This window comes from Sphingosinicella sp. (genome assembly GCF_013911755.1).
GTDB lineage: Bacteria > Pseudomonadota > Alphaproteobacteria > Sphingomonadales > Sphingomonadaceae > Sphingosinicella.
The window spans coordinates 18,904-43,350 of sequence record NZ_JACESP010000007.1 but is presented as its reverse complement, the minus strand read 5'-3'; the positions used below and the strand labels follow the sequence as shown (position 1 = coordinate 43,350).

General features: G+C 65.1%; 20 protein-coding genes. 9 read left to right on the top strand and 11 right to left on the bottom strand.

The features are described from left to right. Nucleotides 1-9: 9 nt before the first annotated feature. The 9 genes from H2052_RS06810 to H2052_RS06770 all read right to left on the bottom strand — a co-directional run bounded on the left by H2052_RS06810 (nucleotide 10) and on the right by H2052_RS06770 (nucleotide 9,085). The gene (locus H2052_RS06810) at nucleotides 10-3,144 is read right to left on the bottom strand and encodes an efflux RND transporter permease subunit (protein ID WP_293779494.1); all 3,135 of its coding nucleotides are present in this window, start codon (nucleotides 3,142-3,144) and stop codon (nucleotides 10-12) included. Continuing rightward, nucleotides 3,141-4,376, bottom strand: coding sequence for an efflux RND transporter periplasmic adaptor subunit (locus tag H2052_RS06805; RefSeq protein ID WP_293779492.1), 1,236 nt, complete (start codon nucleotides 4,374-4,376; stop codon nucleotides 3,141-3,143). Before H2052_RS06805 ends, H2052_RS06810 begins: the two co-directional genes overlap by 4 nt. Continuing rightward, nucleotides 4,373-5,602, bottom strand: a complete 1,230-nt coding sequence (locus H2052_RS06800; RefSeq protein WP_293779490.1) for a TolC family protein — start codon at nucleotides 5,600-5,602, stop codon at nucleotides 4,373-4,375. The genes H2052_RS06805 and H2052_RS06800 overlap by 4 nt, the downstream gene beginning before the upstream one ends. A 64-nt stretch (nucleotides 5,603-5,666) precedes the next feature. Further along, nucleotides 5,667-5,933, bottom strand: coding sequence for a hypothetical protein (locus H2052_RS06795; protein ID WP_293779488.1), 267 nt, complete (start codon nucleotides 5,931-5,933; stop codon nucleotides 5,667-5,669). Nucleotides 5,934-5,999: 66 nt separating this feature from the next. Further along, nucleotides 6,000-6,365, bottom strand: coding sequence for a hypothetical protein (locus tag H2052_RS06790; protein ID WP_293779486.1), 366 nt, complete (start codon nucleotides 6,363-6,365; stop codon nucleotides 6,000-6,002). 110 nt (nucleotides 6,366-6,475) lie between these two features. Beyond that, nucleotides 6,476-7,246 carry an arsenical resistance protein ArsH gene (gene arsH, locus H2052_RS06785; protein ID WP_293779484.1) on the bottom strand — a complete coding sequence of 257 codons (771 nt, stop codon included), beginning with the start codon at nucleotides 7,244-7,246 and terminating at the stop codon, nucleotides 6,476-6,478. A gap of 5 nt (nucleotides 7,247-7,251) precedes the next feature. Further along, nucleotides 7,252-8,313 (bottom strand): ACR3 family arsenite efflux transporter, encoded by a 1,062-nt coding sequence (arsB, locus tag H2052_RS06780; RefSeq protein WP_293779482.1) that lies wholly within the window; start codon nucleotides 8,311-8,313, stop codon nucleotides 7,252-7,254. A gap of 3 nt (nucleotides 8,314-8,316) precedes the next feature. Beyond that, nucleotides 8,317-8,745 carry an arsenate reductase (glutaredoxin) gene (arsC, locus tag H2052_RS06775; RefSeq protein WP_293779480.1) on the bottom strand — a complete coding sequence of 143 codons (429 nt, stop codon included), beginning with the start codon at nucleotides 8,743-8,745 and terminating at the stop codon, nucleotides 8,317-8,319. A gap of 10 nt (nucleotides 8,746-8,755) precedes the next feature. Beyond that, nucleotides 8,756-9,085: a metalloregulator ArsR/SmtB family transcription factor gene (locus tag H2052_RS06770; RefSeq protein WP_293779478.1), complete on the bottom strand. Its 330-nt coding sequence runs from the start codon at nucleotides 9,083-9,085 to the stop codon at nucleotides 8,756-8,758. Nucleotides 9,086-9,702: 617 nt separating this feature from the next. On the opposite strand from H2052_RS06770, the gene H2052_RS06765 reads away from it, so the two are divergent. The 4 genes from H2052_RS06765 (at nucleotide 9,703) to H2052_RS06750 (ending at nucleotide 13,285) form a co-directional block, all read left to right on the top strand. Continuing rightward, entirely contained in the window at nucleotides 9,703-10,146 is a 444-nt protein-coding gene (locus H2052_RS06765; RefSeq protein WP_293779476.1) for a DUF2958 domain-containing protein, read from the top strand. Between the two features lie 93 nt (nucleotides 10,147-10,239). Beyond that, nucleotides 10,240-11,973 (top strand): ParB/RepB/Spo0J family partition protein, encoded by a 1,734-nt coding sequence (locus H2052_RS06760; RefSeq protein WP_293779474.1) that lies wholly within the window; start codon nucleotides 10,240-10,242, stop codon nucleotides 11,971-11,973. Nucleotides 11,974-12,132: 159 nt separating this feature from the next. After that, nucleotides 12,133-12,594 (top strand): MucR family transcriptional regulator, encoded by a 462-nt coding sequence (locus H2052_RS06755; RefSeq protein WP_293779472.1) that lies wholly within the window; start codon nucleotides 12,133-12,135, stop codon nucleotides 12,592-12,594. Nucleotides 12,595-12,958: 364 nt separating this feature from the next. Then, nucleotides 12,959-13,285 (top strand): DUF736 domain-containing protein, encoded by a 327-nt coding sequence (locus tag H2052_RS06750; protein WP_293779696.1) that lies wholly within the window; start codon nucleotides 12,959-12,961, stop codon nucleotides 13,283-13,285. Nucleotides 13,286-13,336: 51 nt separating this feature from the next. On the opposite strand, the gene H2052_RS06745 is transcribed toward H2052_RS06750, so the two are convergent. Beyond that, nucleotides 13,337-14,647, bottom strand: a complete 1,311-nt coding sequence (locus H2052_RS06745) for a tyrosine-type recombinase/integrase (RefSeq protein ID WP_293779470.1) — start codon at nucleotides 14,645-14,647, stop codon at nucleotides 13,337-13,339. 444 nt (nucleotides 14,648-15,091) lie between these two features. Here H2052_RS06745 and H2052_RS06740 point away from each other — a divergent pair, with 444 nt between their 5' ends. From H2052_RS06740 to mdoH, 5 genes are all read left to right on the top strand, one after another. Then, nucleotides 15,092-17,920, top strand: a complete 2,829-nt coding sequence (locus H2052_RS06740) for a TonB-dependent receptor (protein WP_293779468.1) — start codon at nucleotides 15,092-15,094, stop codon at nucleotides 17,918-17,920. A 125-nt stretch (nucleotides 17,921-18,045) separates the two neighbouring features. Then, nucleotides 18,046-19,452 (top strand): metallophosphoesterase family protein, encoded by a 1,407-nt coding sequence (locus H2052_RS06735; RefSeq protein WP_366484324.1) that lies wholly within the window; start codon nucleotides 18,046-18,048, stop codon nucleotides 19,450-19,452. A 2-nt stretch (nucleotides 19,453-19,454) separates the two neighbouring features. Beyond that, nucleotides 19,455-20,501, top strand: coding sequence for a phytase (locus tag H2052_RS06730; RefSeq protein ID WP_293779464.1), 1,047 nt, complete (start codon nucleotides 19,455-19,457; stop codon nucleotides 20,499-20,501). A 97-nt stretch (nucleotides 20,502-20,598) separates the two neighbouring features. Continuing rightward, nucleotides 20,599-22,143 carry a glucan biosynthesis protein gene (locus H2052_RS06725; RefSeq protein ID WP_293779462.1) on the top strand — a complete coding sequence of 515 codons (1,545 nt, stop codon included), beginning with the start codon at nucleotides 20,599-20,601 and terminating at the stop codon, nucleotides 22,141-22,143. 83 nt (nucleotides 22,144-22,226) lie between these two features. After that, nucleotides 22,227-24,071 carry a glucans biosynthesis glucosyltransferase MdoH gene (gene mdoH / locus H2052_RS06720; protein WP_293779460.1) on the top strand — a complete coding sequence of 615 codons (1,845 nt, stop codon included), beginning with the start codon at nucleotides 22,227-22,229 and terminating at the stop codon, nucleotides 24,069-24,071. On the opposite strand, the gene H2052_RS06715 is transcribed toward mdoH, so the two are convergent. Continuing rightward, the gene (locus tag H2052_RS06715) at nucleotides 24,022-24,411 is read right to left on the bottom strand and encodes a YbaN family protein (RefSeq protein WP_293779458.1); all 390 of its coding nucleotides are present in this window, start codon (nucleotides 24,409-24,411) and stop codon (nucleotides 24,022-24,024) included. The genes mdoH and H2052_RS06715 overlap by 50 nt on opposite strands. Between the last annotated feature and the right edge of the window lie 36 nt (nucleotides 24,412-24,447).

Here is a 24,447-nt window from a genome sequence, read left to right as displayed (position 1 = left end):
TTTTTTATTTCACGTCTTCGGGGCTTTTAATGGTGGTTGATCGGGCCAGCGCCGGCGCATCAAGAGATAGGCGGCGGGGATGATGAACATCGAGAGCAGCGGCGCAGTGATCATCCCGCCGATCATCGGCGCGGCGATCCGGCTCATCACCTCGGATCCGGTCCCGGTGCCGACGAGGATCGGGAACAGGCCCGCGAGAATGACCGCGACGGTCATTGCCTTCGGCCGAACCCGGAGCAGGGCACCGTTGCGTACTGCCGCTTCGATCGGGCCGTCGCCGCGCGCCGCAAGCGCCTGCTTGAGATAGATGAGCATCACGACGCCGAACTCGGCGGCGACTCCCGCCAGCGCGATGAAACCGACCGCGCTCGCGACCGACTGGTTGTAGCCGAGCAGGTAGAGCAGCCACAGCCCGCCGGTGAGCGCGAATGGCAGCGTCGCCATGATGAGCAGCGCCTCGTCCCAGCGCCTGAAGGTCAGGTAGAGCAGGACGAGGATGATCGCGAGCGTGACGGGTATGACGATCTTCATCCGCTCGGCCGCGCGGACGAGGAATTCGAATTGGCCAGTGTAGGAGACGCTGATGCCCGGCGGCAATTTTACGTCGCGCGCGACCGCCTGCTGGATATCACCGACCAGCGTCTGCAGGTCGCGGTCGCGGCCATCGACATAGATCCAGGTTACCGGCCGCGCGTTCTCGCTGCGCAACATTGGCGGGCCATCGCTGATCCGCACCCTCGCCACGGTGCCCAGCGTGATCTGCTGGCGCGATGGGGTGAGGATGGGCAAGTTTTCCAGCTTTCCGAGACTGTCGCGAAGCTCGCGCGGATAGCGCACGCTGATCGGGTATCGCGCTAGCCCCTCGACCGTCTGCCCGATCGTCTCACCTCCAATGACGCCGCCGACGATGGATTGCACGTCGGCGACATTGAGCCCGTAACGGGCGGCGGCGGCGCGATCGATGTCGACATCGATATAGCGCCCGCCGGTCAGCCGCTCGGCGAGAGCCGACGCGACCCCTGGCACCTTGCGGACGACGTCTTCGATCCGCTTCGCAGTGCGGTCGATCTCGGCCACATCCGATCCTGCGACCTTGATGCCGACCGGGCTCTTGATTCCGGTCGCCAGCATATCAATGCGGTTGCGGATCGGCGGGATCCAGAAATTGGCGAGGCCGGGGACTTTCACGCGCGCGTCGAGTTCGGCGACCAGCTTGTCGGGCGTCATGCCCGCGCGCCATTGATCGCGCGGCTTGAAGCGGATTGTCGTCTCGAACATTTCGAGCGGCGCAGGATCAGTCGCGGTGTCGGCGCGGCCGGCCTTGCCGAACACGCTCTCGACCTCGGGCACCGTTTTGATGAGCCGGTCGGTCTGCTGGAGCAGGCTCGACGCCTTGGCGGTCGAGATGCCGGGCAATGCCGAGGGCATGTAGAGGAGATCGCCTTCGTCGAGCTGCGGCATGAACTCGCCGCCGAGCTGGGTCAGCGGCCACAGGCTGCTCGCGAAGATCAGCCCCGCGAACCCCAAGGCCCTTTTGGGATAACGCAGAACCAGGTCGAGCGCGGGGCGATAGGCGTGCGTCAGCCAGCGATTGACCGGATTGGCCTGTTCGCTGGGAATCCGTCCGCGGATGAGCCAGCCCATGAGCACCGGGACGAGGGTGATCGAGAGGATCGCCGCCGCTGCCATGGCATAGGTCTTGGTGAAGGCGAGCGGCCCGAACAGCTTTCCTTCCTGTCCTTCGAGCGTGAAGATCGGCAGGAAGGAAAAGGTGATGATGAGGAGGCTGAGGAACAGCGCCGGACCGACCTCGGCGGCGGCGTCAGTGATGACGCGCCAACGCTCCGGCCCAGCGAGCTGCTCGCCGGGATGATCCTTTTCCCAATGTTCGAGATGCTTGTGGGCATTCTCGATCATCACGACCGCGGCGTCGACCATTGCGCCGACTGCGATCGCGATGCCGCCGAGTGACAATATATTGGCGTTCAGCCCCTGGAACCGCATGACGATGAAGGCGATCAGGATTCCGAGCGGCAGGGTGAGGATCGCGACCAGCGCCGACCGCGCGTGCCAGAGGAACAGCGCGCAGACGATCGCGACGATGATGAACTCCTCAATGAGCTTCGAGGTGAGATTGTCGACCGCGCGGTCGATGAGACCCGACCGGTCATAGGTGGTGACGATCTCGACGCCCGGTGGCAGGCCGCGCTTCAGCTCGGCGAGCTTGGCGCGCACACCCTCGATCACCTCGCGGGCGTTCTGGCCCTGGCGCATCACGATCACCCCGCCCGCGACTTCGCCTTCGCCGTTGAGTTCGGCGATGCCGCGCCGCATCTCGGGGCCGATCTGGACGGTTGCGACGTCGCCGATCGTCACCGGAATCCCGTCCGCTGCCGTGCGGAGCGGCACCGCGCGAAAGTCGCCCAGACTTTTGAGATAGCCGCTGGCGCGCACGATATATTCGGCTTCGGCCATTTCGACCGTCCCGCCGCCGCTCTCCTGATTGGCGCGCTGGAGGGCCTCGGTTACCTCTTGCGCGGTTACCCCATAGGCGGCGAGCTTCGTCGGATCGACGACGACCTGATATTGCCGCACCATGCCGCCGATGCTCGCGACCTCGGCGACGCCGGGGACCGCCTTGAGTTCGAAGCGCAGGAACCAGTCCTGCAGGCTGCGCAGCTCGGCGAGATCGTGGCGCCCGCTCTTGTCGACCAGCGCATATTCGTAGATCCAGCCGACGCCGGTGGCGTCGGGGCCGAGCGACGCTTTCGCCCCTTCGGGAAGGCGGCTTTGCACCTGGCTCAGATATTCGAGCACCCGGCTGCGCGCCCAATAAAGGTCGGTGCCGTCCTCGAACAGCACATAGACGAAGCTGTCGCCGACGAAGCTATAGCCGCGCACAACGCGCGCCCCCGGGACCGAGAGCATCGTCGTCGTGATCGGATAAGTGACCTGATCCTCGACGATGCGCGGCGCCTGGCCGGGATAGGTCGTGCGGATGATGACCTGCACGTCGGAGAGATCGGGGAGGGCGTCGACTGGCGTCGTCCGCACGGCGGCGATCCCGATCAGCGTCAGGATCAACGCCGCCGCGACGACCAGCCCGCGCGCGGCGACCGATGCGCGAATGATCCGTTCGATCATTTCGCATAGCCCAGGGACCGGACCGCGATGCCGGTCAGGCTCGCTTCGGAATCGAGAAGGAACTGGCCCGAGGCGACCACCTTCTCGCCCGCCGCAAGGCCGCGCAAGATCTCGGTCTTGCCGCCGCCCTCGCGTCCGGTCTCGACTTCGGCGGGATGATAGCGGCCGTCGCCCATCTCGAGCATCACGATCGTGCGCGTTCCGGTGCGGGTCACCGCCTCGCTCGGCACGAGCAGCGCTGGCTTGGCGTCGCCTCCCAATGCGACGGTCGCGAACATGCCGGGGCGCAGGCGCCCGCCGCGGTTCGCGAGTTCGACCCGCGCGGTCAGCGTCCGGCTGTCCGCCGCCGCGGTCGGCAGGATCGCGACGACACGGCCGGCGAAGGTCTCGCCCGGAAAGGCGGTGAGCTTGGCGTTCGCGCGCTGGCCGATCTGCACCGTTCCGGCCTGGACCTCGGGAAGCGCGGCATTGAGCCACACCGTTCCGAGGCCGGAGATTTCGGCAAGCGTCTGGCCTTCGGCAAGCGTCACGCCGGCACGTGCGCTGAGCGTCTGGACGACGCCCCCGATCGGCGCGCGCACGGTGACAGTGCCGCTCGTGCGACCGCTGCGGTCGACCTGCGCGATCACCCCTTCGGGCATGCCCATGAGGCGGAGGCGCTGCCGCGCTGCTGCGGTAAGTTCGGGCCTGCCGAGCCGCTTGACGCTCAGATATTCGGTCTGCGCGCCGCCCCATTCGGGCGACTGCACGTCGGCGATCGGCGCGCCCGCGCGGATCACATCGCCTGGCGCGAGCCGGTAGACGCGCTCGACGAAACCGCCGGAGCGCGCCTGAACGATCGCGAAGTCGCGCTGGTTGAAATCGACCGTCCCCGTGACGTCGAGCGTCGCCGCAAGGCTGCCCGTTTCGGCGGCGACCACGCGGATGCCGAGGCTTTGCCGCGCCGAGGGATCGACCGCCACGCCCGGCGCAGCCTCACTTCCGCCGCCCCCGTCGGCATATTTGGGCACAAGTTCCATATCCATGAAGGGCGACTTGCCGGGCTGGTCGAACTTCTGGTTCGGGAACATCGGGTCGTAATAATAGAGTATCTTGCCGCCATCGCCGCTCGCCGCCCCCGACGCCATCTCGTCCGTGCCGCGCTGTCCGAGCCAATAGCCCCCGCCGCCAGCCACGAGTACGGCAGCCAATATTGCGGCACGCCACCGTGCCGCTGTCGTTGCATCGGTCATCGCCGTGCCTCCCCATAAGTGTAAATGATCCGCACTCCGTCGCGCGCCACTTCGGCTTCGCGGGCGAGCGCATCGACCTCTGCTTCAGCAAGCGCGAGTGTCGATAAGAGGGCGGTCCCGAGATCGAGACGGCCCGCCCCGAAGCTCTCAAGATCGAGCTGCGCACGCTTCTTGGCGAGCGGCACCAGTCTGGTCCGCGCATTGGCTAGCTGCTCGTCGTGCATGCGGTGCATAGCGAGATCGGCGGAAAGCGCTGCCGCGACCTCGCGTTCGGCCGCTTCGCGGTCGAGGCGCGCCCGCGTCGCTTCACTCGCGCGGGCGGCAATTTTGGGGTCTTGCCGTTTCTTCGCAAACAGCGGCAGGTCGATCGTCACCCCGACCGTGACGAGGTCGCCAAAATTTGGCTCGCGCCGGCCATAGGCGGCATTTACCGTCCAGTCGGGTCGCTTCTCGGCGCGCGCGAGGCCGGTTTCGGCGTCGGCGGCGATTGTCCGTGCGTCATAGGCGCGCAGCAGCGGCAAGGCGGCGAGCCCGGCGCGAAGCGCGTCGCCATCGACCACAAGCGGCGGCAGATCGCCCGTCGTATCGGCGGCGGCATCGCCGGTAAATCTGGTAAGCTGCGCCCGGTATCGCGCGATTTCGGAGGTGAGCGCACTGCGCCGGTCGGCGAGCCCGGCGCGCAGTTGCTCGGGCTCGAGCGCCTGCGCCGGACGCGCCGCGCCGCTTGCGAGCCGGGCGGCCACCGTTGCTTGCAGGTCGTCGAGTTCGGCGTCGAGCAGATCGAGTTCCTTCAGCCGCTTCTTCGCATAATGGAGATCGATCCATGCCAGTGCCGTTGCGAGCCGGACATCCTGCGCGGCGACCGCCTGCTCGGCCTCGGCGACGTCGATGTCGGCGCTCGCGCGCAAGGCGCGGGCGCGGCGCTTGGCGGGATTGGTGAATTCCTGGCTCACGCCGATGACTTGCATCGTGAAGTCGTCGCGGTTGAACCGGCCCGCATCGGGGCCGGTCACCGGGAAATCCTTGACCGCGAGATCGAGCTTCGGGTCGGGCAAGCGGTCCGCCGCGATGGCCGCGGATGTGGCCGCATCGACGCCCGCTTCGCGCGCGCGAAGCTCGGGCGCCTGTGTTTCGGCGCGCCGAAGCGCTTCGTCCAGCGACATGGGTTCGGCGCGAAGCACCGTGGGCAGCAGCGCCAGGGCGGCGGTTGCAAGCAATATGCGCATGATGTTCCCCTCTCCGGGCGAAGGCAGGTCCGCCCCCGACGCGTGCGCCGGGGGCGGCACAGCGTCAGCCCTTCGCGGGCATCATCTGACGAGCGGAAATGGTCTTCATGCAGTTGGCTGCATGGGACTTCATCATGTCGCAGTCGCAACTCGCCATCTCGGGCGGGGCGTCATCGACCCAGACGCGAACGCGCGGCGAGATGTTGGACTTGTTCGGTCCGGGAAGTTGGCGCTCGCGCCATTCATAGTGACCGCCCGATTTTTCCTGGGCGAAGGTCGGCGTTGCAAGGCCGACGGCCGCAATCGCTGCGGCGAACAATATTATTTTCATTTTGAATTTCCTCGATTGAAAAGCCGGGAATTGCGCGCCGCGACGAGGCGGCACGCAATGCGCGATTCAACCGAGGGCTAGCGGTGGCTCGGGTTCTGGGCCGAAGCTGCGTCCAACCAAGCGCTGCACGGCAAGCGGATCGACCAGTTCGCGCCGATGACCGGCGACCACAAGCGGCGCGCCGGGCGTGACGACCGCCAGCGGAACGGCGCAGCCCATCTTGGCGATGCAGTCGAGCGTCATGCCCTTGCACGGCTGATCGGGCTGCGCGGTGTCGACGCCCATCATTTCGGCGCACTCGGGACTCATCGCTGGCGAAGCAACGGGTTGCTGAGCTTCGACGACCGGTCTTGCCATCGCGAACGCCGCCTCCTGGCCAAAGAGACCAAGGAGCGCTCCCGCAAGGAGCATCAAGGTAAGCCAGTGCTTCACAAATTCCCTTCTCGGCGCGGAGGCTTCCTGAGTCAATTCGTCGCGCGTAGCGATCGGTTACACACCGAGGAGTGCGAAAGCGGGATGATGACGGCGCAACCACTGAGCTTTTACCTCTCGGTCCGCCATGTCCCCGGAAGCTCTGCAAGTTGCGCCGGCGTCACGACCGGTTCCTGGCGGTCCTTTCTTTCCGAATAGCGATCGACAAGCTGGTCGGCATGGCCGCGCGTCAAAACGGTGAATCGAACAAGCTCTTCGGCGACATCGACGATCCGGTCGTAATAGCTCGAAGACAGCATGCGGCCCGCTTCGTCGAACTCGGCATAGGCCTTGGCAACGCTCGATTGGTTGGGGATCGTAATCATCCGCATCCAGCGGCCGAGAATGCGCAGCGTGTTGACGCTATTGAACGACTGCGATCCTGCGGAGACTTGCATCACCGCCAGCGTGCGCCCCTGCGTCGGGCGCAGACCCTTGTAGGCGAGGGGCAGATGGTCGATCTGCGCCTTCATGATCCCGGTGATCTGCCCGTGGCGCTCGGGGCTGCACCAGACCTGGCCTTCAGACCAGAGCGAATGCTGGCGCAGTTCTTCGACGGCGGGATGATCGTCGTCGGCGATCAGGTCGGGCATCGGCAGGTCCGAGGGATCGAAGATGCGCGTCTCGCAGCCGAAAAGCTGCAGAAGGCGGGCAGTCTCCTCGACGACTAGCCGCGAGTAGGAGCGTTCACGCAAGGAACCGTAAAGGAGCAGGATGCGTGGTGCGGGATCGAGGGGGCCGAGGCCGAGACCGGGTTGTGCGCGGACATATTCCGCGCTCAGTGCGGGAAGGTGGTCGGGGTCGGCGAGCGCGCGCAGGCGGGAGAAAGTCGGAGCTGTCATGAAGTTCAGTCTTTTGCGGGAGTGGAACCTGGAAACCAGCGCCGACCTAACCGGAAGGCGACATGGACGAGAAGGATGAGGATCGGCACCTCGACGAGCGGGCCGATGACCGCGGCAAAGGCTACGGGCGAGGCGAGGCCAAAGGCAGCGATCGCGACGACGATTGCGAGTTCGAAATTATTGCCCGCCGCCGTGAAGGCGATCGCCGTGGTGCGTGGATAATCGGCTTCGATCAGCTTGCCCATCCAGAAGCTGATGACAAACTGGACCACGAAATAGATGGTCAGCGGGATCGCGATACGGACGACGTCGCCCGGAATAGTGACGATCTCGCTCCCCTTGAGGCTGAACATCGCGACGATCGTGAATAGCAGCGCGACAAGCGTGATCGGCGCGATCTTGGGCAGGAAGCGGGTCTCGTACCAGTCGTTCCCCTTTGCACCGGCTAGTATCTTGCGGGTGAGGAAGCCGGCGAGGAACGGGATGCCGAGATAGATGAGGACCGCCTCGGCGACGGTCCAGAAGCTGACGTCGATGACGCTGCTTTCGAGCCCGAACAGTGGTGGCAGCACGGTCAGGAAGAACCAAGCGTACACGCTGAAGAAGAGAATCTGGAAGATCGAATTGAAGGCAACGAGCGCCGCGACATATTGATTGTCGCCCTTCGCAAGCTGGTTCCAGACGATCACCATCGCGATGCAGCGCGCGAGGCCGATGAGGATCAGGCCGGTCATATATTCCGGCTTGTCCGACAGGAAGATCACCGCGAGCGCGAACATCAGCACCGGGCCGATGATCCAGTTCTGGATCAGAGAGATCGCGAGGACCCGCTTATCTTCGAACACCCGCGGCAGCTCTTCGTAGCGCACGCGCGCCAGCGGTGGATACATCATCAGGATGAGGCCGATCGCGATCGGGATGTTGGTCGAGCCCCAGGAGAGGCTGTCGATCGCGGCGGGAAGTCCGGCGAAGGTCGAGCCGAGCAGGACGCCCAGCGCCATGGCGAGGAATATCCACAGGGTCAGGTACCGATCGAGGAACGACAGGCGTTCGCGCTTGCTGGCCATCGATCAGAGTCCGACGCGATTGCCGGCGTCGTCGACGACCTGCTCGCCATCTTCCTTGGCGAAACTGCTGCGCTGCTGCGCCGGGATAAGGTCGAGCACCTCCTCGGAGGGGCGGCAGAGCTTCACGCCGAGCGGCGAGACCACGATCGGCCGGTTGATGAGCATCGGATGCAGCATCATGGCATCGATGAGCGCCTCATCGTCGAGGCTTTCGTCGCCGAGACCGAGTTCGGCAAAAGGCGTCCCTTTCTCGCGGAGGAGTGCGCGGGGCGCGATGCCCGCGCGCGCTATCATTTGTTCGAGCAACTCGCGCGATGGCGGCGTCTTCAGATATTCGACGACGTGCGGCTCGATGCCGGCGTTGCGGATCATCGCCAGCGCGTTGCGTGACGTTCCGCAATCGGGATTGTGGTAGATGACGATGTCGGTCACATGAGGTCCTTCAGCAGCAGGCAAGTTCGGCGAGCAGCGGTTCGCAAAGCTCGGGTCGTCCCTGGCAGCAGTCGTTAGCGAGGAAGAGCATCAGGCCTTTCAGCGTGTCGAGTTCGGCGCGCTGGTTGATCTGCCGGCCGCGCTTCTCCGACGTCACCAGCCCCGCTTTCGCGAGGACCGCCAGATGCGTCGAGAAGGTACTTTGCGAGAGACCCGACGCGTCGACGAGTTCGCCGGTGGAAAGGCCTTCCGGCTCGTGCTGGACCAGCAGTCGGAACGCGTTGAGACGCGTGGGATGTGCGAGGGCGGCCAAGGCCGACAGTGCCGAATCGCTGTTCATTCATCGGCATTATCCGATGCATTTATCGCCGTCAAATCCCATCGGGAAAATCCGATACTAAATATGGAAAGCGAGGGGAAAACCTTCCCCTGACGGCCAGCCGCGTCTGGCCGTACCCCATCCGCTGGGGCTGGACGCCCCCGCGACGCCCCCTGATGAAGGAGCGCGGCAGTTGATGGGCGCTCGCTGTCGGCGGCAGGCGCCGACAGGGATCGTATGTTTGTTTTGACCGCGCTGCGCACTCGGTGCGCCTGTCTTGGCGGTGCGACGGCTAAGCACAGCTGCGCGCGCACGCCGCACCGCCGGCGGTCGCGCCGAGAGCGCGATCCTTCTCTTAGTTCGCCGTCGCGGCAGATCAGTCGTCATAGCTGACGAGAATAATGGCGCCGCGCAGTGCGCGGCGGCGTTTTCGATCGGCCTCCCGTCTGTCGCTGGGTTGGCCGGCTCTCCCCTCTGGGCGCGTCCCGGCGTCCCGCAAGCCGCTGCACGGCTCTTCCTCTTCGTTCCAGCCCTTTGGGTGCGGGCCGCCTTCCTGGCCGCGCCCGGCAGGTCGTTCTCGCCGCCCACCCCCGCTCCGCCGGGGGCCTGATGGTTAGGGGGCGGGAATGGAGGATGACATGGGAAAGACCAACGAGCGCCGCGATGGGTGCAAGCCTCTGTCCGCTGAACTACATGCCGCCTTGCGCGCGAATGACGAAGCGCGGCGTACTGCCGTGATGGCGGGTGCGGTGGAGCCGGATTTCGTGCCGGTTGCTAAATTCTTCTCACCGGTCGGTGCGGCGACTTGGCTGGCGACCGAATTGGGCGAGGATGGCGATACGCTGTTCGGGTTGGCCGATCTTGGGTTCGGCTGTCCCGAACTCGGTTCGTTCAGCCTGTCTGAACTCGCGTCGGTGCGGCTGCCCTTTGGCCTCGGCATCGAGCGCGATCAAAGCTTTGCGTCCGAGGTTCCGCTGTCGGGCTGGGCCGCTGCGGCGCGCCGCGCGGGGTCGATCATCACCGCCGAACAGAATTTCCGTCGCGCTGCGCGTGGCGACGAGCTTCCGAAGCCAAAGGGCTGAGGCTGACGCAGGCGGCGCGTTTCGCCGTCATCCATAGTCGGTCCCGCCACGCTTCAAGACACAACGGGACCGACGCTCACAAGGAGCAAGACCATGAAACTCGACTTTATCGATCTTGGCAAGCTGTCGATCAGCAAAACCAACATGCGCTACGCCAAAAAGGCGCCCGACGTTGCTGATATTCTGCCGACCGTCCGTGCTCGCGGCGTTCTCGTTCCGCTGATCGTCCGTCCGAATTGCGCCGAGGGCGCGTTCGAAATCGTCGCAGGGGCGCGGCGCTTCACTGCGGCGACCATTGTCGCCAGCGAAAAGGGTGAGGCCGAGCCGATGCCTTGTGCGATCCTCGAAGAAGGCGATGATGCCGCCGCGCTCGAAGCTTCGTTGATCGAGAATGTCGCGCGGCGCGATGCCGACGAGGTCACGCAGTGGGTCACTTACACGCGGCTCGTTCGCGAGGGGCGTAGCATAGGGGATATTTCCGATACGTTCGGAATGCCCGAGGCAATGGTGAAACGCATCCTCGCGCTCGGCAATCTCTTGCCCCGCATCCGCTCGCTTTACGCCAAGGAGAGGATCAGCGTGGGCACGGTGCGGCACCTAACGATGGCCTCCAAATCGCAGCAGCGAGCATGGCTGGCGCTGTTCGATGACGCGAATGTCTATTGCCCGCAGGGTCAGCAACTCAAAAATTGGCTGTTCGGCGGCGGCGCGATCCGCGTTGAGCACGCGCTATTCGACGTCGAAGCAAGCGGCCTTTCGATCATTGCCGACCTGTTTGGGGACGAGCGCTATTTCGCGGACAGCGATGCTTTCTGGACCGCCCAGCTTCCTGCCGTCGAGGAACGCCGGTCACGATTTCTGGACGAGGGGTGGAGCGATGTCGTCGTCCTGCCCAAGGGTGACCACTTCCCCGAATGGGAGCATCGCCACGCCGCGAAGCGCAAGGGCGGGCGCGTCTATATCGAGGTCCGCGATAGCGGCGAGGTCGATATCCACGAGGGCTATGTCACCGCGAAAGAAGCGGCGCAGCTTGAAAAGGGCGAGAAGTTCGAGGCGGCGGCCAAGGTGGCTCGCCCCGAGATGACCGCGCGCATGCAGACCTATGTCGACCTACATCGTCATGCCGCCGTGCGTGCGGCGCTGACCGGTCATCCTGCCGCCGCACTGCGGTTGATGGTTGCCCATGCCGTCGCCGGATCGCCGCTGTGGAATGTGAAGATCGAACCGCAGTCGGCGAAGGACCACGATGTTCGCGAAAGCGTCGAGGTTTGCCGCGCAGAGACGGTCTTCGACGAGAAGCGCCGTGCGGTGCTGGCGCTCCTCGGGTTCGACGCCGAGGAGCCGAGCGTGACCGGCGGCAATCGGATGACGCTCGCGGCGCTGTTCCAGCGTCTGCTCGACCTTCCCGACCGTGCGGTCATGGACGTGATCGCCATCGTGATTGGCGAGACGTTGTTTGCGGGAAGCGCCGCCGTCGATGCCGTGGGCCTCCACATCGGTCTCGACATGGCCAAATGGTGGAGCGCCGACGATGCCTTCTTTGAAGGCTTGCGCGACAGGGAGGTGCTGACCGCGTTGGTCGCCGAGGTGGGCGGAGCCGAGGTCGCCGCTGCCAATGCCAAGGAGAAGGGCGCGACCTTGAAGACGATCATCCGCGACCATCTAGACGGCACCAACGGCCGGACCAAGGTCGATGGCTGGGTCCCGAAATGGATGGCCTTCCCGCCCGCCGCCTACACGGCGCGCGGCGGGGTAGGGACCGTGACGGCACATGGCGAACTGACTGTGCCGGAGGCCGAGGACCGGCCGCGGCGCGAAGCCGCGTGACGGTCGAGGGCGGCGGCGCGTGCCGCCGCCCATTCCATCTGGCAAAAAAATCGCGCGCCGCGCGCCCCTTGGGCGCACGGCGCGATACCCTAACGGCCAAATAGTCGTGGCCGGACGGTAACACAGGCGATAGGGCATGGGTCGAATAGGAGATGACCGATGGCCGAAGACACTCAGGATATGCTGCTCACGCTCACCGCCGATATTGTCGCGGCGCATGTCTCGAACAATGCCGTCGGCCTCGCCGATCTTCCCGACCTGATCGCGCGCGTTCATGGCGCGCTGGCGGGACTGGGTTCGCCGGTCGTCGAGCCGGTCGAGGAGCAGAAACCGGCGGTTTCGATCCGTTCGTCGGTTAAGCCCGACTATATCGTCTGTCTCGAGGACGGTAAAAAGCTGAAAATGATGCGCCGTCATTTGATGAACGCCTATGGCATGACGCCCGACGACTATCGCGCAAAGTGGAATCTCCCCAAAGACTATCCGATGGTCGCGCCGAACTATGCCGAGACGCGGCGGGCGCTCGCCAAGCAGATCGGCCTTGGCACCAAGGGACGCGGCGGCGGCCGCAAGCCAGCAGCGAAGGCGCCGGCTCGCGGGCGCGCAAAATCCGGCGCCTGACGGCACCCTGCCTAGGAGTTGGTGAGCCGGTCGGCCTCCAATTTCGCGCCGGTCTGCTCAAAGCCGAACGCGCTAGCCAGTCTCCTTTGCGCCTCGCGAGACCATGCCCTTCATGGCCTCTTCGAAAGGCTTGATGACCGAAACCGGCTGCGCCTCTGCCGCTTGGGGCCGCAACGGCAGGTTCGCCCTTTTTTCCCCTGCCGGCGGCGAGCGCCGTCATTCCTCGCGAGGCAAAAAAGAGCGCCCCTCGCCGTCCTCCAGCTTTGCTTACGGGCCTTCGGCTGCGGCCGCGGCAGTCCCGGTCATGTCCCAAGCCATCGAGGCCATGAAGGGCATGGTCTCGGAGCAAGGAAAGGATATCATCATGGCTACCATCGGCACTTTCAAGAAGACCGCCAAAGGCGAATATGTCGGCGACATCGTGACACTCAGCGTTCAGGCCAAGGGGGTTCGCATCGTCCCCGATCAGAACCCGCCCAGCGAGAACGCCCCCACGCACCGGGTTTACACCGGTAACGCCGAAGTCGGCGCTGCCTGGACCAAGCAGTCGAACGAGGGCCGCGCATATCTGGGGCTAAAGCTCGACGATCCCAGCTTCGCCGCACCGATCTACGCCAACCTCTTCGACGATGAAGGCGGCGAGACTTTCAGCCTGATCTGGTCGCGTTCCAATCGCCGGACCGGCGACTGACCTACCAGCGCAAAGCCCGTCCGGTGCGCCGGGCGGGCATTTTTCCAGAAATCAGGCGGGGATCGTTTCCATCGCCTGCTTTGGTAGAGGGCGGCCCAATGCTTCAGCAAGAGGGCCGGTTACGCGATCGGCCGCCAGCCGCGCCGGATCATGAGAGATATGAGCGTAGATCGCTGTCGATCGTGCATTCGCATGTCCGAGAAGCGAGCCAACCATCAGCAGGGCCTCGCCCGCAGACGCAGCCGCGCTACCGAGAGTGTGGCGGAGAACGTGAGGCGTCACGCCGGGAAGCGCCGCCTTCTTGATTGCAGCCTGCCACACGGTCTTCGTGCCCTGGTAGAACCCGTCGCCACGCTCCGCCGGGAAGACATAGCCTTCGGCCTCTTCGGGTTTCAAAGCTTCGAGTAGCGCTATGGCCGCAGCGCCGAGCGGGCGGACGCTTCTGCCGGTTTTCGTGTCATCGAAAACGAGCAAGCCGCGATCAAAATCGACTTCCGACCATTTCAGGCCGGCGATTTCGTTTCGGCGACAGCCGGACAACGCCCAGAGCCGGGCAATATTTACTGCCTTGGCGTTTACGCCTTGGGCCTCCAGCGCATTGAGAGCTTCGCCTAGGCGCTTCACCTCTTCTATCGAGAGAAAGCGCGTGCGCTTATTGTCCGTCTTTCGGACGCTTGCGTCTTCTACCGGATTGTGAGTGACCCGTGTCTTCCTCTTATGCGTCTTTAAGAAGGAATAGACCGCGGACAGGTCGCGCACGACCTTCCGCGCGGCGCCTTCGCCGCCGCGGACGATAACGCGCTTACGCTTGCCGGTTTCGGGATCGACGATCCACTCGTCGCGCGCGGTCTTTCCGGCGCTCACATCTCGCACGAACGTGGTGATGTCGCCCTCGTCGATTTCGGTGATACGCCTTTTGCCCAGCAGCCGAACGACGTGATGGCGCAGACGGGCGAGAGTATAGTCCTTCGTCATCGGTTTCATCGGTTCGCCCTGCCGAATGCCGCGCTGCACGAAGCAGCCTTCCTGCTCATAGAAATCGATGGCCTGCGACACGGTCATTTCGGCGCGCTTCGTAATGCGCTCGCCGCTGGGATCTTCGCCTAACCGCACGCGCGCCAGAGCAATTTCGGCGGCCTTGCGCGCGTCTGTGGCAGGCGTCTCGGGATAGGTGCCGATCGTATACCAGCGGACGGCGGCGGTCCGGCCGCCTTCACCTACGCGATACTTCACTGCCCACGACTTCGCGCCAGCGGGGGTCACCCGAAGGGCGAACCCGGTAAGCTCGGAATCCCAGATGGTATACCGCACTGATTTCGGCTCGGCGATGTCTGCGGCAGTCTTGGAAAGTTTGGTCTTCATGACCGAACCTATAGCATGATTTTGCCTTCTGGGCTACCACCGGGCTACCACCGAGCGAATATTCGTCGCTGTCTGCTACTGATCATTTTAACAGAAAACGGCAGAATACTAGGATATTTGAAGTCAAAGGCAGTCAACGGCAATCAGCCAAAAACGCGTTTTTGCAACCTTGCCAAGGTTGGGGTCGAGGGTTCGAATCCCTTCGCCCGCTCCAGATTTCCATGCTTTAGAAGCAATTTCGACTTCGGATCCACCCTCCGGGGGAGCCGATTTGCACGACTTATAAACCGTCGCCAAGCAGCGCACGCGCGCTGTCTCCATTCTGCAATTTTTCATGCATGTTTCCGTCATGCAAACGACGCCTGCCCGTAACGACGCACCCCTAAGCGGTCGCCGCGAGGGGGCGGCACACGGACCGCGCCCCTGTGTACTAGGGGGTAATTCATGTCGCACCAGATCCGCGTCCGCCGCAGTCGTCTCATGGCTGCACTCTTCGCTGTCACCTCCCTCTCGACTCCCGCCTTTGCCGGCACGCTCGTCGGCAGTGTCGTCGACGCCGGCGGTGTTCGCGGCCTGCAGGGCGCGGAGGTGGAACTTGTCGAGCTTGGCCGCCGCACATCGGCGGGTCCGGATGGCAGCTTCCGGTTCGCGGATGTTCCCTCGGGCAGCTACACGCTGCGCGCCATTTATGCGGGTGCTGACGAAAGCAGCACTTCGGTGAGCGTCACCGAGGACGGGACCACGCGCGTCGATGTCGCGCTCAGTGCGGGTGACGACAGCCTCATCCTCGTCATCGGCCAGCAGGCGAACCTCGGCAGTGCGATCGCGCGCCAGCGCGCGGCGGACGGCGTCGCCTCCGTGCTCACGCGCGATGCGGTCGGCCAGTTCCCCGATCAGAACGTTGCGGAATCGCTGCGCCGCCTTCCTGGCGTCAACATCCTGAACGATCAGGGCGAGGGGCGCTTCGTTTCGATCCGCGGCCTCGATCCGGAACTGAATGCGTCGTCGCTGAACGGAGTCCGTCTGCCCGCGCCGGAATCGGATGTGCGCTCGGTCGCGCTCGATGTGATCTCCAGCGATCTCATCGAATCGATCGAGGTGAAGAAATCGCTGACGCCGGACATGGATGCCGACACGATCGGCGCGTCCATCGAGATCAACACGACGAGCGCGTTCGCGCGCAAGAAGGATCTGCTGAAGCTGAGCGCGGAAGGCAGCTACAACGATCTCACCGATCATCTTTCGCCCAAGGGCGCGGTCGATTTCTCGACCAAGCTCAGCGACAACATCGGCGTCGCCGGCGGCATCTCCTACTACAAGCGCAAGTTCGCGACCGACAATATGGAGATGGACGGTTGGGACGAAGACGACGGCATCGTCTACGCCGACACGGCCGAATACCGCGATTATGATGTGGAGCGCGAACGCATTTCGGCGTCGCTCTCGTTCGATTTCAGGGCGGGTGAAAGCACCACGCTTTATGTGCGCGGTCTCTACAGCCAGTTCGACGATCACGAGTATCGCCGCCGCCTGACCTTCGAGATGGACGAATCCCCCTCGGAGGGCACGGACACCACCGCGACCTTCCTCTCCGACGATGGCGAGATCAGCGTACAGCGCGATTTGAAGGACCGCTTTGAATCGCAGAAGATTCGTTCGCTGACGTTGGGCGGCGAGACCGAGACAGGACCGTGGAAGCTTGTATATTCGGCGAGCTGGGCGAAATCGAGCGAGCGCGAGAACGGCTCGATCGACCCGGTCGTGTTCGAGCGCAAGTTCGAAGATGAGGGCGAATTCGGCGTCACCTTCGATTACAGCAAGCCGATGTTCACCGGCCACACGATCACCGCCGGCAACGACCTGTTCCTCGACCCGTCCGAATATGAATTCGACAAGGTGGAGATCACCACGCTCAGCGACGCGCAGGACGAGGAATACGCCCTGAAGGCAGACGTCTCGCACGTGTTCGCGCTCGGCACCGGCGAATTCACCGTGCAGGGCGGCGCCAAGTCACGCTGGCGTGAGAAGTTCTACAACGGCACGTTCGACATCTACGACGGCTTCGACGGTGATGGCGACCTGACGCTTTCCGATTTCCTCGGCGCGCAGGACTATGGCCTCGCCGTCATCGACCCGGTGCCGGGGAAGACGTCGTTCCGGAAATTCTGGAACGACAATCAAAATCTCTTCGAGATCGATCCGTTCGACAGCGCGGCAGCCTCGGCTGAATCCGACTACAGCGTCGATGAAGACGTTCTCGCGGCCTATCTGCTCGGCCGCTGGGACAGCAGCACGCTCCGCATCATCGGCGGCGTCCGCATGGAGCGCACGAAGAACCGTATCACCGGCAACGTGGTGACGCTGGTCGAGGAAGGCGGCGAGTTCGGCGGCGAACCGGTTGAGGAAGATACGGCCTTCGTCACCCCGCAGACGTTCGATCGCAGCTACACCGATTGGCTGCCCAGCATCACGATCCGCTACGAACCGGTGCGCAACCTCGTGCTGCGCGCGGCGGGCTACAAGAACCTGGTGCGTCCGAAGCTCTCGAAGCTCGCGCCGCGCGCGGTCATCGAGGACGATGAAGGCGAATTCGGCAATCCCGACCTCAAGCCCTACCGCGCATGGAACGCCGATCTCTCGGTCGAATATTATTTCGGCCGCAACGCTGCCATGTCGGCTGGCGTCTTCTACAAGGACATCAAGGATTACATCGTCGATTATACCGAAGACGATGTCCTCTATAACGATGTGCTGCTCGATTCCGCGACGACCTCGATCAACGGCAAGACGGCGAAGATCCGGGGTTTCGAATTCAGCTACAATCAGGCGTTCGATTTCCTGCCCGCACCGTTCGACGGGCTGCTCGCGCAGTTCAACTATACGTACACCGATGCCGAAGGCGAGGTGCCGAACGACGGCGATCTCGGCGATCTGCGCAAGGTGGGTCTGCCCGCATCGGCAAAGCACACGTTCAACGCCGTGCTCGGTTACGAGAAGGGTCCGCTCAGCCTGCGCGTGGCGGGCACCTACCGCGACAAGTATCTGGACGAGCTGGGCGACGCGCCCGAGGAAGACCGCTACGTCGCCAGCCACTTCCAGCTCGATCTCAGCGCGAAGTACAAGGTCACCGAAAACATCCAGCTGTTCGGCGAATGGGTGAACATCACCGACGAGCCCTATTTCGCCTACCAGAACTTCGGCGGCTCGCGGCGTCTGCTGCAGTACGAGGAGTATAGCTGGACGGCGAAGTTCGGCGTGAAGGCCACCTTCTGATGACATGTACGCTGCCGGTGCTGCCGCGTCCTGCGGTGGCACCGGCAGCGGTGTGCGTTGTCGACCGGATTGTGCCGCGAATGTCGTCAGCGATCCGTCAGTTCGGCCTCAGTAAGGGAAGCGCGATGCTGCGAACATTCACCCTTTCTCTGGCGCTCTTGGCCGCTTTGGCGGCCCCGCCCGCCCTTGCCGAAACGCAGGTCGCGGTCCCGCGCTCGCCGGGCCTGCCCTACGCGGCGAAGTCGCTGCCTGATCGCATTGTGCTTACCGCCGGCGCGGACCCGTCGCGCGAGATGGCGGTCGCGTTCCGCACCGATGCGGCGCAGCAGACGGCGGAAGCGGAGATCGCCCCCGCGATCGACGGCCCTTCGCTCGGCGCACGCGCGGTCCGTGTCGTCGGCACGAGTTCAGCCATCGAGAACGAAAACGGCAAGGCGCTTTACCATCAGGTCCGCTTCGCCGGGCTCGAACCGGGCCGCGCCTACGTCTACCGCGTGAAGGGCAGCGCCGGCTGGAGCGAGTGGCTGCAATTCCGTACCGCGAGCGCGGAGGCGCGGCCGTTCCGCTTCCTCTATTTCGGCGACACGCAGAACAATATCCTCAGCATCGCCTCACGCGTCATCCGCGAGGCGTTTTATGCGACCGCCAGCCCGGCGCTCGTCGTTCACGCAGGCGACCTCGTGGCGCAGCGCGACAATCTCGCGCACGATGACGAGTGGGGCGAGTGGACGCAGGCGGGCGGCTACAATTACAGCATCGTCCCGCAGCTCCCCGCGACCGGCAATCACGAATATGTCGACAACGAACTGCCCGACGGCACCGAACAATACGTGCTCGGCCCCCACTGGTCGCGCCAGTTCGCGCTGCCCGCGAACGGCGCCGATACCGCGAAGGCGACGACGTACTTTGTCGATTATCAGGGCGTGCGCTTCATCATCCTCGATGGCACCGCCGCGCTCAATCTCGGCGCGCTCGAAAACCAGACACGCTGGCTCGACAGCACGCTGGCGCAAAGCCCCGCGCGCTGGAACGTCGTGCTGTTCCACCAGCCGATCTTCACCTGTGCGCGGCCGAACGACACTGCGAAATTGAAGGCGGCGTGGAAACCGGTGTTCGAGGCGCGGAAGGTCGATCTGGTCCTGCAGGGCCACGATCATTGCTACAGCCGTCTCACCGCCGAAGCCGGCAAGACCGCGTCGGCAAAGGCGCGCGCGGACGGCAAGGTGCAGGGCCCGGTCTATCTCGTCTCCGTCACCGGCTCCAAGATGTACGGCCTTAACGATCGCGCGGGCACGCAGCCCGATCGCGTCGCCGAGGATACCGAACTCTTTCAGGTCATCGACGTTACGGCGGACAGGCTCCAGTTCCGCACCTTCACCGCTTCGGGCCGCCTCTACGACGGCTTCGATCTCATCCGCCACGCGGACGGCAATCGCCTCGTCGAAATCGCAGAGGCTGCAGGCCCCGTGCGCCGCTGCGCGGGACAGGCGGGGCCGGACGGCGTACCCTGCACGGCAGACCCCAAGGATTGATGATGAAGATACTCCCCGCCCTCCCCCTTGTCCTGCTCGCTGCTTGCTCCGCGCCGGAGATCGAACTGCCGCAGGGCACCGCCGCGCGCGGCGATCCCGCGAAGCCCGTTGCGGCGGCGGTTGAAACCGTCGTCACCACCGACGCCGCCGTCGATGCCGATGATCCCGCGCTCTGGGCCGATCCGCGCGATCCCTCGCGCGCCGTGCTGTTCGGCACGGACAAGACCGACGGGCTTTATGTGCACGACATGGACGGCAAGGTCCGCCAGTTCCTCCCCGATGGCCCCCTCAACAATGTCGATCTGCGCCCCGGCTTCACCGTGAACGGCAAGGAATACGTCCTCGTCACCGCGACCGAACGGAAGACCTTCACGGTCATCGCCTATCTCTTCGATCCCGACACGCTCGAAACGCGCCGCTACGGCGTGCTGCCGCTCGGCATGGGCGAGCCCTACGGCTATTGCATGGGCAAGCTCGGGGGCGATTTCTACCTGATCCCGAACAACAAGGCCGGCGAGGTTCGCGCGCTGCGCCTCGCGAACGGCGCGGCGCTCGAAACGGCGACGCTCGCCTACAGCTTCAAGGTCGGCAGCCAGCCCGAAGGCTGCGTCGTCGATGACGAGGCCGGCCGGCTTTATCTCGGCGAGGAAGACGTCGCGATCTGGCGCTTCGACCTTACACCCGGCGCGCCCGCACAGGGCATCAGGGTCGCCGCCGTGGATGGCGAACGCCTCACCGCCGATGTCGAAGGCATGTCGATCCTCCGGGATCGCGGCGCGAAATATCTGATCGCCTCCAGCCAGGGCGACGCCACCTATCCCGTCTGGCAGATCGAAGGCGACAGCTACACTTACAAGGGCCGCTTTGCCGTCGAAGGCGGCACGATCGACAACGTCACGGGCACGGACGGCCTCGACGCATGGAGCGGCCCCATCGGCCCCTTCCCCGAAGGCGCGATCGCGATGCACGACACGGACGACGGCGGAGAGCAGCAGAACTTCAAGATCGTCGACTGGCGCGCGGTGCGCCGCGCGCTGTCGCTACCCTGAAAGCAACCGTTCGCCGCAGGGCTGCGCGCTCCTGTCGCGCCGGCCCTTGCATCCATTTCGCTTGCGGGGCGTTCGCGGCAACGCAATGAAAACACGGATGAACAACGATCGCGCCCGCTGGTCGCGCCGGGATGCGCTCGCCGGCCTCGCCGCGCTCGGCCTCCTGCCCGCGCTCCCGGCGCTCGCCGCGCCGCGTCTCGGCCGGGCCGAAGCCTTTTCGTGGGATGCGCTGAAGCAGCAGGCGATGGCGCTGTCGGAGCGGCCGTTCGTACCGCTTGGTCGCGTCGAGGCCGCCGCCGCCGTCGACTACGACGCGCTGAACGCCATCCGCTACCGCGATTCCGCCGCGCTCTGGCCGCATCGGCCGGGCCAGTCGGTGCGCCTGTTCCCGCTCGGGAAATATGCCCGCGAGCCGATTGCGATCCATGTCGTCGACCGCGGACGTGCCCGGCCGCTGTCCTATTCGCCCGATCTCTACGACATGCCTGCGGACAGCCCGGCCCGCGCGCTCACAGCGAAAAACGGCGGTTTCGCGGGCTTCCGCGTCATGAACCCCGGCGATGTCGGAGACTGGCTGGCGTTCCAGGGTGCCTCCTATTTCCGCACGGCCGGACCGCTTCACCAATACGGTCTTTCCGCGCGCGGCCTTGCCGTCGACACCGGGCTTTCGACACCCGAGGAATTCCCCGTGTTCCGCGCCTTCTGGCTGGAACCGAGCGACGACGCCTTCACCGTCTATGCCCTCCTCGACGGTCCGCGCGTCGCGGGCGCCTACCGTTTCGTGAACCGCGTGATCGAAAACGAGATCGTGCAGGAGGTGACGCTGTCCATCCGCTTGCGCGCCGACGTTGAACGCCTTGGCTTCGCGCCGATGACAAGCATGTATTGGTACGGCGAGACCGAGCCCGGCCCGCGCCGCGACTGGCGGCCGGAAATCCATGATTCCGACGGGCTGCTCATTGCAAACGGCGCGGGCGAGCGGCTCTGGCGCCCGCTCGTCAATCCGCCGCGCACTGCGCTCAACGCCTTCCTCGACAAGAATCCGCGGGGCTTCGGCCTAATGCAGCGCGATCGGAATTACGACAATTACGAGGACGACGGCGTCTTCTATCACAAGCGCCCGTCGCTATGGGCCGAGCCGATCGGCGACTGGGGCGAAGGCACGGTCGATCTCGTCGAGATTCCCACGCGCGGCGAAACGGACGACAACATCGCCGCCTTCTGGCAGCCGAAGGTCCCGGCGCGCGCGGGAATGCGCTACGATCTCGCGTATCGCCTCCGCTGGCTCGGCGGCGAGCCCGATGCCTCGCCGCTGGCGCGTGTCATCGGCACGTATCGTGGTCTTGGCGGCAGGCCGGGCCATCCGGCACAGGAGGACGTCCTCAAGCTCGTCGTCGATTTCGAAGGCGAAGGCCTGAAAGGCCGCGCCCGTGAAGAGGTGACGGCCCAAGTCGACACGAACGGCGAAATCCTCATGCAGTCGGCCTATCCGGTTACCGGACGACCGAATCGCTGGCGGCTGATGATCGACGTCGCGCCTCGAAACGGCGCCGCAACGGACCTGCGCGGGGGGCTCGTCTGCTGCAGTGCACAACTCACCGAAACGTGGCTGTATCAAATACCTGCGATCGGGAACGGGTGATCTCCGCGCGCATTTTACGGACGGGTCGGCCATGCCGCGTGAAGACGGTGAGCCGGGGAACGAAACCAAGGTCGGTACTGAATATGCGACATGAAGTCCTGCTGGCTGAGGGCGTATCCGGTGGCTACGACGCGGTCTCCTTCAATACTCTGCAGCGGCGCGCCGAAGGGCTTCCGCCCGAAGCGCCGCTTGCGATGCCGCTTCAGGATTGGAACGCGTGCGCGGCTACGCCGCTGCGTTCGGAAACCGCGCCGCAGGGCATCGCGCTGCGCCGTTTCCTGCTGATTGCGGGAGCGCTGCTCATCGCGCTCACGGGTGGATTCGAGATGCTGCGCGCCGCCGCGCCGGGCGGCTTCGCGCTGGACGAGCTGCTGCTTGTCGCGCTGTTCGTGCCGCTCTTCGCGTGGATCGGCTTCGGTTTCCTCACTGCGCTTGCGGGCTTCGTTCGCCTTCTTGCCGGCGCGCGGGATTTCGCTCTCGTGGCGGATACCGTGCCCGTAGGCCGCACCGCTATCCTCGTTCCCGTCTACAACGAAGACGTGTCCGCCGTGTTCGCCCGCATCCGGACGATGGCGCTGTCGCTCGCCCGCGAAGGCCGCGCGCGCGATTTCGATATCTTCGTGCTCAGCGACTCCAGCGTCGCGAACGGCTGCGCAGAATACGCGGCCTTCCTGTCGCTGCGACCGACGCTCGCCCCGCGCCTCTACTATCGCCGCCGCGAAGCGAACATCGAGCGCAAGCCCGGCAACATTGCCGACTGGGTCCACCGGTTCGGCGGCGCGTACGATTACATGCTCGTGCTCGATGCCGACAGTCTGATGGACGGCTGCACGATGGCGCGCATGGCCGCGACGCTGGACGCGAACCCCGGCGTCGGCCTCATCCAGACCGTTCCGGATGTCATCAACGCACGCACGCTTTTCGCGCGCTGGCAGCAGTTCTCGGGGCGCCTCTACGGCCCGGTGGCGACGGCGGGCATGATCTGGTGGTCGGGCAGCGAGGCGACCTTCTGGGGTCACAATGCCATTATCCGCACGCGCGCCTTTGCCGAAAGCTGCGGGCTCGCCGCGCTTCCCGGTCGCGCGCCGTTCGGCGGCGCGATCATGAGCCACGACATGGTCGAAGCGGCGCTGCTCCGCCGCCGCGGCTGGGCGGTGCACATGGTCGCCGCGCCCGGCAGCACCGAGGAGTTTCCGCCGAGCATCGTCGATTTCGCGAAGCGCGATCGGCGCTGGTGCCAGGGCAATCTCCAGCACCTCCGCATTCTGCGCAGCGCGGGCTTTCACTGGGTGAACCGCCTGCAGCTCCTGATGGGCGGCTCCGCCTATTTCACCTCGCCGCTGTGGCTGTTGCTGATCGTTGCGGGCGTCGTTCACCATGTCACGCAGGGTGCCGCTGCCGCGCCCGCGCCCTGGCTGCTCGGCGTCACGCTCGCGCTGCTGTTCGGCCCCAAGCTGCTCGGCCTCGTCTGGACGCTGATCGATCGGCGCCGCCGCACCGCGCTTGGCGGCGTGCGGCGGATCGCGGCGAGCGTTGTGGTGGACGTACCGCTCTCGGCGCTCGTCGCCCCGCTTATGATGCTCACGCAGACGCTGAACCTTGCCGATATCCTGATGGGCCGCAGCAGCGGCTGGTCGCCCCAGCGGCGCGAGACGGACGGCATTGCCCTTGCCGACGCGCTACGCCAGTATCGCCCGCACGTTGTGATCGGCACCGCTATGCTGGCGGTCGCGGCAGCCGGTATCGGATCGTCGCTGTGGGTGCTGCCCGTCGCCGTCGGCCTCGTGCTCAGTCCGTGGATCGAGATGCTGACCGCCCGCCAGTCGGCGTTTACCGCGCTGTTCCGCGTTGCCGACAGGCCCGTGCTCGCCGCGTCGGCTAACGCGCCTGTTCCGCTTCGCGCTCCGCCGTCGGCCTTGGCCGCGTAACTACGAAGATCGCCGAGGCGACCAGCCCCGCCGCTGCAAGCCCGCGCCACACCGGCGATGGGTTCCCGGTCAGGTGGAAAACCGCATAGCCGAAGGCCATGCCCGTGCACGCCGCGATCTTGGCGCGCGTGCCGATCGCACCCTCGCGCCGCCATGCGACCACTGGCGGACCCAGTTTTGGATGCGTCAGGATCTTCGCCTCCAGCTGCTCCGAGGACCGCCCGAAGAAATAGGCCGCGATGATGATGAAGATCGTCGTGGGAAGCAGCGGCAGAAACGCCCCGACGATGCCGAGCGCCAGCGAAGCGAAGCCGAGCGCAAGGTAAAGGTGGCGAGTCATGCCCCGTTTATGGCCGGGCATGTGGGCTTCGTCGAT